Origin of the sequence: Streptomyces sp. NPDC000134, assembly GCF_042899225.1 — a bacterium.
Lineage (GTDB): Bacteria > Actinomycetota > Actinomycetes > Streptomycetales > Streptomycetaceae > Streptomyces.
On sequence record NZ_JBIAZN010000008.1, the window covers coordinates 316,479 to 325,779 of the forward strand.

Genomic DNA, 9,301 nt, shown 5'->3' on the forward strand with positions numbered 1-9,301 from the left:
CCGCGGACGTCACCCCCGTGGAACCCACCGCGCCCCCCGTGCCCCGTCGTCCCCCCGGACCGGCGGCGCCCACCGCGGGGCGCAGCCGGGACTCCGGCTCACGGTAGCGGCTGGTGCACGGTTCGGGGACGAACCGTGCACGGCTCCGCCGCAACGACGTGGCAGCGGCCCTGGACGGCACCGGCCGTGCTGTCGGCCCCCAGGTCACGCGCCGTACACTCCCGGGGTGACCGTCACCGCACCATCCGTCGGCGGGCCGGACCGACTGGAGCCGGAGACCGCGTCCAGGGCGCGCGCCGCCCGGCTCGGGCGCCGCCTCCTCCCGGCCGCCGCGGCAGCACTCTCCGGAGCGCTGCTCTACGTCAGCTTCCCGCCGCGCACCCTGTGGTGGCTGGCCCTGCCCGCCTTCGCCGTCCTCGGGGCGGTGCTGCGCGGACGCGGGTGGAAGGCGGGGCTCGGCCTCGGCTACCTCTTCGGCCTCGGCTTCCTGCTGCCGCTGCTGGTCTGGACCGGCGTGGAGGTCGGCCCCGGGCCCTGGCTGGCGCTGGCCGCGATCGAGGCGGTCTTCGTCGCCCTGGTCGGCGCGGGCGTCGCCGCGGTCTCCAGGCTCCCGGCCTGGCCGGTGTGGGCGGCGGCGCTGTGGACCGCCGGGGAGGCCGCACGTGCGCGCGTGCCGTTCGAGGGCTTCCCCTGGGGCAAGATCGCCTTCGGGCAGGCGGACGGCGTCTTCCTCCCGCTCGCCGCGGCCGGCGGCACACCGGTGCTCGGCTTCGCCGTCGTCCTGTGCGGCTTCGGCCTGTACGAGGCGGTCCGCCTGGCCGTCGCGGCCCGGCGGGCCCGCCCGGTACGGCGGGGCGCCGCCGTCGTCGCCCTGCTGAGCGTCGCCGTCCCGGTGGCGGGTGCCATTGCCGCCCGGCCCCTGGTCAGCAACCGGGGCGAGGACGGCTACCGGACCGTCGCCGTCGTCCAGGGGAACGTGCCCCGCGCGGGGCTCGACTTCAACGCCCAGCGCCGCGCGGTGCTCGACCACCACGTACGCGAGACCGAACGGCTGGCCGCCGAGGTCGAGGCCGGCGAGGTCGACCGGCCGGACCTGGTGCTGTGGCCGGAGAACTCCTCCGACATCGACCCGTTCGCCAACCCCGACGCCCGCGCGGTGATCGACCGGGCGGCCCGCGCGGTCGGCGCCCCCATCTCCGTGGGCGGCGTCGTGGAGCGCGACGGCAAGCTCTACAACGAGCAGATCCTCTGGGACCCCGACAAGGGCCCCGTCGACACCTACGACAAGCGGCAGATCCAGCCGTTCGGCGAGTACCTGCCGCTGCGCTCGCTGATCGGGGCGATCAACGGCGAGTGGACGTCGATGGTCCGCCAGGACTTCAGCCGGGGCCACGAACCCGGCGTCTTCACCATGGACGGCGCCCGGATCGGCCTGGTCACCTGCTACGAGGCCGCCTTCGACTGGGCGGTGCGCTCCGAGGTCACCGACGGCGCCCAGATGATCTCCGTCCCCAGCAACAACGCCACCTTCGACCGCAGCGAGATGACCTACCAGCAACTCGCCATGTCCCGCGTCCGCGCGGTCGAGCACGGCCGGACCGTCACCGTCCCCGTCACCAGCGGTGTCAGCGCGATCATCCTCCCCGACGGGACGATCACCCAGCGGACCGGCATGTTCGTCGCCGACACCCTGGTGCAGAGGGTCCCCCTGCGCTCCTCGCAGACGCCCGCCACCCGGCTCGGCACCGGCCCGGAGATCGCCCTGGTGCTGGTCGCCGCGGGCGGACTGGGCTGGGCGATCGGCGCGGGCCTGCGCGGACGGCGCGCCGGTGACGTGTAGCCGTACGCCCGTCGCACGCCCCGTGGACCTGTCCGGCGGCACCCGCGGGGCCGGTTAAGGTCGGGCGCATGGCTACTCCCGACTTCATCCGCGAACTGCGCGCCTCGGCCGGACACCAGTTGCTGTGGCTTCCCGGAGTCACCGCCGTGGTCTTCGACGACGACGGCAGAGTGCTGCTGAACCGGCGTTCCGACAACCGCCGCTGGTCCCTGATCGGCGGCATCCCGGAGCCCGGCGAGCAGCCCGCCGCCTGCGCCGTGCGCGAGGTGCTGGAGGAGACCGCCGTGCGGTGCGTGGTCGAACGGGTCCTGAGCGTGCAGGCGCTGAACCCGGTGACGTACGAGAACGGCGATGTCTGCCAGTACATGGACCTCACCTTCCGCTGCCGGGCCGTCGGCGGCGAGGCCCGGGTCAACGACGACGAGTCGCTGGAGGTGGCGTGGTTCACGGTGGACGCGCTGCCGGAGCTGGGCGAGTTCGGACGGTTCCGGATCAAGCAGGCGCTCGCCGACGCACCCACGTGGTTCGACCCCACCGGTATCGGCTGAACTGTAGGGCGTGCCCATATGGGGTGCCGGGCCGACGCTGCCTAGGGTCGGCCTCATGACCTCGTCCAGCGTCCTCCCGGCCCCCCACGCCCTCCCGCTCGACCTCGGCGGCCGCACCGCCCTCGTCACCGGTGCCGCCGGCGGCATCGGGCGCGCCTGCGCGCTGCGGCTGGCCGCCGCCGGAGCCGAGGTCAGAGCGGTCGACCGGGACGCGGCCGGCCTGGACGCCCTGGCCGACAGCGCCGGTGACCTGCCCGGCACCGTGGTGCCCGAGGTCCTGGACCTCACCGACCTGGACGCCGCCGAGCGCAGCGCCGCGGGCGCCGACATCCTCGTCAACAACGCGGGTATCCAACTGGTCCGGCCCATCGAGGAGTTCCCGCCGGACGTCTTCCACACCGTCCTCACCGTGATGCTGGAGGCCCCCTTCCGCCTCATCCGGGGCGCGCTGCCCCACATGTACGGGCAGGGCTGGGGCCGTATCGTCAACATCTCCTCCGTGCACGGCCTGCGCGCCTCCGCCTACAAGTCGGCCTACGTGGCCGCCAAGCACGGCCTGGAAGGGCTCTCCAAGACCGCCGCCCTCGAAGGCGCCGCGCACGGCGTCACCTCCAACTGCGTCAACCCCGGCTACGTCCGCACCCCCCTGGTCGAGAGACAACTCGCCGACCAGGCCCGGACCCACGGCATCCCCGAGGAACGCGTGCTGACCGAGGTCCTGCTGAAGGACAGCGCCGTCAAACGGCTCATCGAACCGGAGGAGGTCGCGGAGGCGGTGGCGTACCTGTGCGGCCCGGGGACGTCGTTCGTGACCGGCACGTCGCTGGTGCTGGACGGGGGGTGGAGCGCGCACTGAGGCGGGGGCGGAGGCGGTTCTGGGCGCTGGGGCCGCGGGACCGCCGATGCTGCCTGTGTCGTCAGTGCCGCCTGTGCCATCCGTGCTGCCTGTGCCATCCGTGCCGCTCTGCCGTCCGTGCCGCTTGCGCTGTCCGTGCTGCCCGTGCTGTCCGTGCTGCCCGTGCCGTCAGGCCGTCGGCTGCTTGGGCCGCCAGGGCTGTTCGGGCTGCCGAAGTCGGGCCCGATGAACCCGCCTTGGATGGCCGTACCGTTTCTCCACAGGCGCTTCCGCCGCAGCCGTGCGGGTTTTCCACAGGGGTGACGGGGTGGTCGGACGATGGGTGATCCTGTGCACATGCCTCGTGATCACGTGCCACACGTCGAGCGTTCCGCCAACGGTGCCGGAGCGCCGGTCGGTGACGCCGGGTCCGCGCCCGCCGTCCCGCCGAGCCGTGGCGCCGCCCGGGAGCCGGCCCCCGCCCCGGAACCGGCCCTCGCCGTCGAGACGCCGTTCCTGGAGCTGCTCGCCCGGGGCGCGTCCGCCGAGGCGTACGAGCAGCCGGTGCTGCTCGCCCGCGCCGAGGGGCGGCCCGCCGAGCGGATCGCGGCGCTGGAACAGGCCAAGGTGCTCGCGCTGCGGGTGCGCGCGGAGCTGGAGGGGCGGCGGCGCCGGGAGGCCGAGCTGTCCGCCCTGTTCGAGACGGCCCACGACCTCGCCGGGCTGCGGGACCTGGACGCCGTGCTGCGCGCCATCGTGCAGCGCGCCCGCTCACTGCTGGGCACGGACGTGGCCTACCTCAGCCTCAACGACCCGGCGCGCGGCGACACCTACATGCGGGTGACCGAGGGCTCGGTCGCCGCCCGTTTCCAGCAACTGCGGCTCGGCATGGGCGAGGGGCTCGGCGGCCTGGTCGCCCAGACAGCCCGCCCCTACGTCACCGAGGACTACTTCGAGGACGACCGCTTCCGGCACACCCGCACCATCGACACCGGCGTGCGCGACGAAGGACTCGTGGCCATCCTCGGCGTGCCGCTGATGCTCGGACGCCATGTCATCGGGGTGCTGTACGCTGCGGACCGGCGGGCCCGGGTCTTCGAACGGGAGCAGATCGCCCTGCTCGGTTCCTTCGCCGCCCTCGCCGCGGCGGCCATCGACAGTGCGAACCTGCTCGCCGAGACCCGCTCGGCCGTCGCCGACCTGGAGCATGCCAACGAGATCATCCGCGACCGCAGCGCGGTCATCGAACGGGCCTCCGACGTCCACGACCGGCTCGCCGAACTCGTCCTGCGCGGCGGCGGCGTCCACGACGTCGCCGCCGCCGTATCCGAAGTCCTCGACGGCACGGTCGAGTTCACCGAAGCGGCCGTCGCACCGCCCGAGGCACTGGAGGCGTCCCGCACCGACGGACACGCGGTGCGGCACCGCGACGACTGGGTCGCGGCCGTCACCGCCGGCGGCGAACTGCTCGGCGCCCTCGTGCTGCGCGGCCACCCCGGCCTCGACCCGGTCGACCAACGCACCCTGGAGCGCGCGGCGATGGTCACCTCCCTGCTGCTGCTCGCCCGGCGCTCCGCCGCCGAGGCCGAACAGCGCGTCCGGGGCGAATTGCTGGACGACCTGCTCGACGCCCGCGACCGTGACCCGCGCCTGCTGCGCGACCGGGCCCGGCGGCTGCGCGCCGACCTCGACACCACCCACACCGTGCTGGCCGCCCGCCTCGACGGTCCCGCCGCCGACGCCGACCAGGCGGCGGACGCCCGCAGACGCCTGTGGGCCGCCGCCTCCCACCTAGCGGCGACCCGGCAGGGCCTGGCCGCCGCCCGCGACGGCGGCACCGTCCTGCTGCTGCCCCTCGGGCCCCGGGACACCGCCACCGACGTGGCCCGCCGCACCGCCCGGCACCTCGGCACGGCCGTCCACGAGGCGGTCACCGTCGGCGCCTCTGCCCCGGTCCGTGATCTCGCCGCCCGCCCCGAGACCGTGGCCGCCGCCTACACCGAGGCCCGGCGCTGCCTGGACGCACTGCGCCTGCTGGGCCGCGCCGGGGACGGGGCCGCCGCCGAGGACTTCGGGTTCCTGGGGCTGCTGCTGGCCGGCGACCGGGACGTGGCGGGGTTCGTCGACCGCACCATCGGCCCGGTGGCCGCGTACGACGAGCGGCGCGGCACCGACCTGCTGCGCACCCTCGACGCCTACTTCGCCTGCGGCATGAGCCCCGCCCGCACCAAGGACGCGCTGCACGTTCATGTGAACACGGTGGCGCAGCGCCTGGACCGGGTCGGCCGCCTCCTCGGCGAGGACTGGCAGAGCCCGGCCCGCGCCCTGGAGATACAGCTCGCCCTCAGACTCCACCGCCTGTCGGCACCGGCACGGCACTGACCCCGGTACGCGCGGGCGTACGGGGCCGGTGCCGGGGGCTCGGTACTGGAGGCCGGGTCAGACGCGGCGGGTGTCCGGCACGGACACGGCAGCCGGTTCCTGGTGTCCGTCGGCGGGGGTCACCTCCGTCAGATCGCGGTCGCGGGTCTCCTTCGCCGCCAGCACGGCGACGACGGTCAGGACGGCCGCGGCGATGACGTACAGGGAGATCGGGACGGAGCTGTCGTGGGCGTCCAGCAGCGCGGTGGCGATCAGCGGGGCGGGGGCGCCCGCCGCGACGGAGGCGAACTGGGCCCCGATGGAGGCGCCCGAGTACCGCATCCGGGTCGCGAACATCTCGGAGAAGAAGGCGGCCTGCGGCGCGTACATCGCCCCGTGCAGCACCAGGCCGACGGTCACGGCGAGCAGCAGGGCACCGAAGCCGCCGGTGTCGATGAGCGAGAAGAACGGGAACATCCACAGGCCAACCCCGACCGCGCCCACCAGGTACACCGGGCGGCGGCCGATCCGGTCCGACAGGGCGCCCCACGCCGGGATGACCGCGAAGTGCACGGCCGAGGCGATGAGCACCGCGTTCAGCGCGGTCTGCTTGGAGACACCGGCGGAAGTGGTGGCGTAGACGAGGATGAAGGCGGTGATGACGTAGTAGCTGATGTTCTCCGCCATGCGCGCGCCCATGGCCACCAGGACGTCCCGCCAGTGGTCGCGGAGCACGGAGACGAGCGGCAGCCGCTCGCGGCCGGCCGTGCGCGCCTCCGCCTGCGCCAGCGCCTGCTTGAACACCGGCGATTCATCGACAGAGAGACGAATCCACAAGCCCACGATCACCAGTACGCCCGAGAGGAGGAACGGGATGCGCCAGCCCCAGTCCTGGAACGCGGCGTCGGACAGCACGGCGGTCAGCAGCGACAGCACCCCGGTCGCCAGCAACTGCCCCGCCGGGGCCCCCGTCTGCGGCCACGACGCCCAGAATCCGCGCCGCCGCGCGTCGCCGTGCTCGGAGACCAGCAGCACCGCCCCGCCCCACTCGCCGCCCAGTGCGAAGCCCTGCACCAGCCGCAGCACGGTGAGCAGTACGGGGGCGGCGGTGCCGAGGGTCGCGTGGGTGGGCAGCAGCCCGATCGCGAAGGTCGCGCCGCCCATCAGCAGCAGGCTCAGCACCAGCAGCTTCTTGCGCCCCAGCCGGTCACCGTAGTGCCCGAACACCAGCGCCCCCAGCGGCCGGGCGGCGAACCCGACCGCGTACGTCAAGAAGGACAGCAGCGTCCCGACGAGCGGATCGGAGCCGGGAAAGAACAGCTTGTTGAACACCAGGGCTGCGGCGGACCCGTACAGGAAGAAGTCGTACCATTCGATGGTGGTCCCGATGAGGGACGCGGCGACGATGCGGCGGAGGTTCGACGGGGCTGGTGGAGCGCTTGCGGGCGACGACATCGGCACCACTTCCTGGGGTGTGACGGGGACGGTTGCGTGTCGCCACACCGTAGGAACGCGCAGGTCAGGCGCACATGTGGCGGGGCAACATAGTTCGAGGGTCCGCTATGCGTGCAGCCACCATGCCGACTCACGACAGGGCGCTTCAGGGGCTCGAAGGCGGTCGAGACGAGTGCTGTCCGTGACGCGTAGTTCGGCACGAATCGACAGTGCGGTGCTGACTGCACTCCGCTGAACTCGGGCATCTGGATTTGATCGACTCAGAGTCGTTTCCGCTTGCGCGGAGCTGGGGTATCCGGTGGCGCGGTCGCAGGCGAGGAGCCTGGCTCATCAGGTGGCGCAGTTGCTCGGCGGGGTGAAGAAGTTGACGAGGTTGCCGTCGGGGTCGCGGAACAGCAGCGACCGGTTGCCCCAGGGCATCGTGGTGGGCTCGTTGACGAAGTCGGTGACGAAGCCGGTCAGGTTCTGGTGAACGCGGTCCACGTCGTCGACGAGGAACTCGATGATCACGCTGTGGTTGTCCGCCGGGCGGGCAGAGCCCGGGGCGAACAGCGGGACGGTGCGGGTGCCGGCGATCGCGAGGGTCGCGCCCGTGGTCTTGAGTTCGGCGAAGTCCTCGGTGGCCCGTGTCGCCTGCAGCCCTGTAGCTCGCTCATAGAACTCGACGAGGCGTGCGACGTCGCTGGTGATGATGCGGATCGAGACGAAGTCCATGGGTATCTCCTTGGCTGTGCTGGAGGCGTGCAGTCTCAGGCTAGGAGAAATAGTGGACAGCATCGGTCCTGTATTCGCGTTAGGCTGCGAACATGTCACGACCCACCGGCCGCGTGCTGAGACTCCTGGAGCTACTGCAGTCGGGCGGCACCCGGACTGTGGCCGAGCTCGCCGACCGTCTCGGCGTCGAAGGGCGCACTGTGCGGCGGTATGTGGACCAACTGATCGACCTGGACGTGCCCGTGGAGTCGGTGCGCGGCCGCTACGGCGGGTACCGGCTGGCTCCCGGGTACCGCTTGCCTCCGCTCATGCTCAGCGACGACGAGGCGCTGGCCGTGCTGCTCGGCCTGGTCGCCGGCCGCCGGGCAGAGCTGACGGCGACGGAGCGCACGGCAAACGAGACGGCGTCAGCGAAGATCCGGCGGGTGCTGCCCGAGCACATCGCCCGCCGGCTCGACACACTCCTGGAAGCTCTCGCCTTCACGGGTCAGCCCGGCGAGTTGGACCACCCGGACGCCGGGCTCCTGCTCACCATCGCCGATGCGGTGCGCCACCGTCGACCGGTCTCGATCCGCTACACCGACCGCGAGGGACGGCGCAGCGAACGCACACTGCACGGGTACGGGATCGTCGCCCATGCGGGCCGGTGGTACGTGACGGGCAAGGACGCCCAGGCCGGCGAGGACCGAACCTTCCGGCTCGATCGCATTGCAGCCGCGAGGGCCCTGCCCGGCTCATTCGAAGCGCCCGTGGGTCCCGGTCCGGCACAACGCGTGTTGTCAGGATTCGCCACGGCCGAGTACAGGCATCAGGTCACCTTGCGGATCTACGGGACAGTTGAGCAGATCCGCGCCCACCTCCCCGCCAGCGTCGCGAGCCTGGAGGAGCACGAGCCCGCGGCCGGCCAGGACCCGGCGGCCGAGCACTGGCTGCGCGTCGAGCTGCGGGCGGAGCGGCTCGACTGGTTGCCTCCTGTACTCGCCTCGCTCGACCGGCCGTTCGCCATCGAGCGCCCCGATGAACTCCGCGCTCTCGTCATCGCGCTCGCCGGTCGCTTCACCTCCTATGCCCGCCAAGCCTGACAGACGAAGAACCATTGTCATGAGACGGCACACCTGGTTCGCCGCACGCGGCATCACGATCGAACGGGTGCTCACCGACAACGCCTGGGCCTACACCAAGAACACCTGGCGTCATCAGACCCGCCGCGACCTGGGCGTCAGCCCTCGCTGGACCAGGCCCTGGCGGCCCCAGACCAACGGCAAGGTCGAACGCTTCAACCGCACCCTGCTCGACGAGTGGGCCCACCTTCGGCCCTGCACCAGCGACACCGAACGCACTGCCGCTCTGGCAGACTTCCTGCACACCTACAACCACCACCGCTGCCACACCGCACTCGGCGGTCACCTACCGATCAGCCGCGTAAACAACCCTGCGGGTCAATACACCTAGAGCCGTGTCGTCCACGGTGAAGCCGGTCCGGAGTGAGGAGAGCCCGCTGACCTGCGTGTCGACGCAGGGCGGGTCAGCGCCGGGCGGCCTCCAGGA

7 protein-coding genes and 1 pseudogene are annotated in these 9,301 nt (G+C 72.6%); 6 read left to right on the forward strand and 2 right to left on the reverse strand.

Annotation, left to right across the window (positions count from 1 at the left end; translation table 11 throughout):
* The first annotated feature begins 226 nt into the window (after positions 1-226).
* The 4 genes from lnt (at position 227) to ACFY32_RS14955 (ending at position 5,605) form a co-directional block, all read left to right on the forward strand.
* Positions 227-1,840, forward strand: coding sequence for an apolipoprotein N-acyltransferase (gene lnt / locus ACFY32_RS14940; protein ID WP_390674389.1), 1,614 nt, complete (start codon positions 227-229; stop codon positions 1,838-1,840).
* Positions 1,841-1,908: 68 nt separating this feature from the next.
* Positions 1,909-2,388: an NUDIX domain-containing protein gene (locus ACFY32_RS14945; protein ID WP_390674390.1), complete on the forward strand. Its 480-nt coding sequence runs from the start codon at positions 1,909-1,911 to the stop codon at positions 2,386-2,388.
* Positions 2,389-2,443: 55 nt separating this feature from the next.
* Positions 2,444-3,244, forward strand: coding sequence for a 3-hydroxybutyrate dehydrogenase (locus tag ACFY32_RS14950; protein WP_359204474.1), 801 nt, complete (start codon positions 2,444-2,446; stop codon positions 3,242-3,244).
* Between the two features lie 336 nt (positions 3,245-3,580).
* Complete coding sequence (locus tag ACFY32_RS14955) at positions 3,581-5,605, forward strand: GAF domain-containing protein (RefSeq protein WP_359204471.1); 2,025 nt, start codon at positions 3,581-3,583, stop codon at positions 5,603-5,605.
* 57 nt (positions 5,606-5,662) lie between these two features.
* Here the strand turns inward: ACFY32_RS14955 and ACFY32_RS14960 are convergent, their stop codons facing one another.
* Positions 5,663-7,039, reverse strand: coding sequence for an MFS transporter (locus ACFY32_RS14960; RefSeq protein WP_390674391.1), 1,377 nt, complete (start codon positions 7,037-7,039; stop codon positions 5,663-5,665).
* Between the two features lie 330 nt (positions 7,040-7,369).
* Positions 7,370-7,753, reverse strand: coding sequence for a VOC family protein (locus tag ACFY32_RS14965; protein WP_359204465.1), 384 nt, complete (start codon positions 7,751-7,753; stop codon positions 7,370-7,372).
* Between the two features lie 92 nt (positions 7,754-7,845).
* On the opposite strand from ACFY32_RS14965, the gene ACFY32_RS14970 reads away from it, so the two are divergent.
* Positions 7,846-8,835 carry a helix-turn-helix transcriptional regulator gene (locus ACFY32_RS14970; protein ID WP_390674392.1) on the forward strand — a complete coding sequence of 330 codons (990 nt, stop codon included), beginning with the start codon at positions 7,846-7,848 and terminating at the stop codon, positions 8,833-8,835.
* Between the two features lie 22 nt (positions 8,836-8,857).
* A pseudogene (locus tag ACFY32_RS14975) lies at positions 8,858-9,205 on the forward strand (integrase core domain-containing protein); the annotation flags it as partial.
* Positions 9,206-9,301 lie beyond the last annotated feature (96 nt).

What these genes read in the sequence shown, in the direction of transcription:
- ACFY32_RS14945 (WP_390674390.1), top strand. Translation starts at nt 1,909, where the DNA reads ATGGCTACTCCCGACTTCATCCGCGAACTGCGCGCCTCGGCCGGACAC.
- ACFY32_RS14950 (WP_359204474.1), top strand. Translation starts at nt 2,444, where the DNA reads ATGACCTCGTCCAGCGTCCTCCCGGCCCCCCACGCCCTCCCGCTCGAC.
- ACFY32_RS14955 (WP_359204471.1), top strand. Translation starts at nt 3,581, where the DNA reads ATGCCTCGTGATCACGTGCCACACGTCGAGCGTTCCGCCAACGGTGCC.
- ACFY32_RS14960 (WP_390674391.1), bottom strand. Translation starts at nt 7,039, where the DNA reads ATGTCGTCGCCCGCAAGCGCTCCACCAGCCCCGTCGAACCTCCGCCGC.
- ACFY32_RS14965 (WP_359204465.1), bottom strand. Translation starts at nt 7,753, where the DNA reads ATGGACTTCGTCTCGATCCGCATCATCACCAGCGACGTCGCACGCCTC.
- ACFY32_RS14970 (WP_390674392.1), top strand. Translation starts at nt 7,846, where the DNA reads ATGTCACGACCCACCGGCCGCGTGCTGAGACTCCTGGAGCTACTGCAG.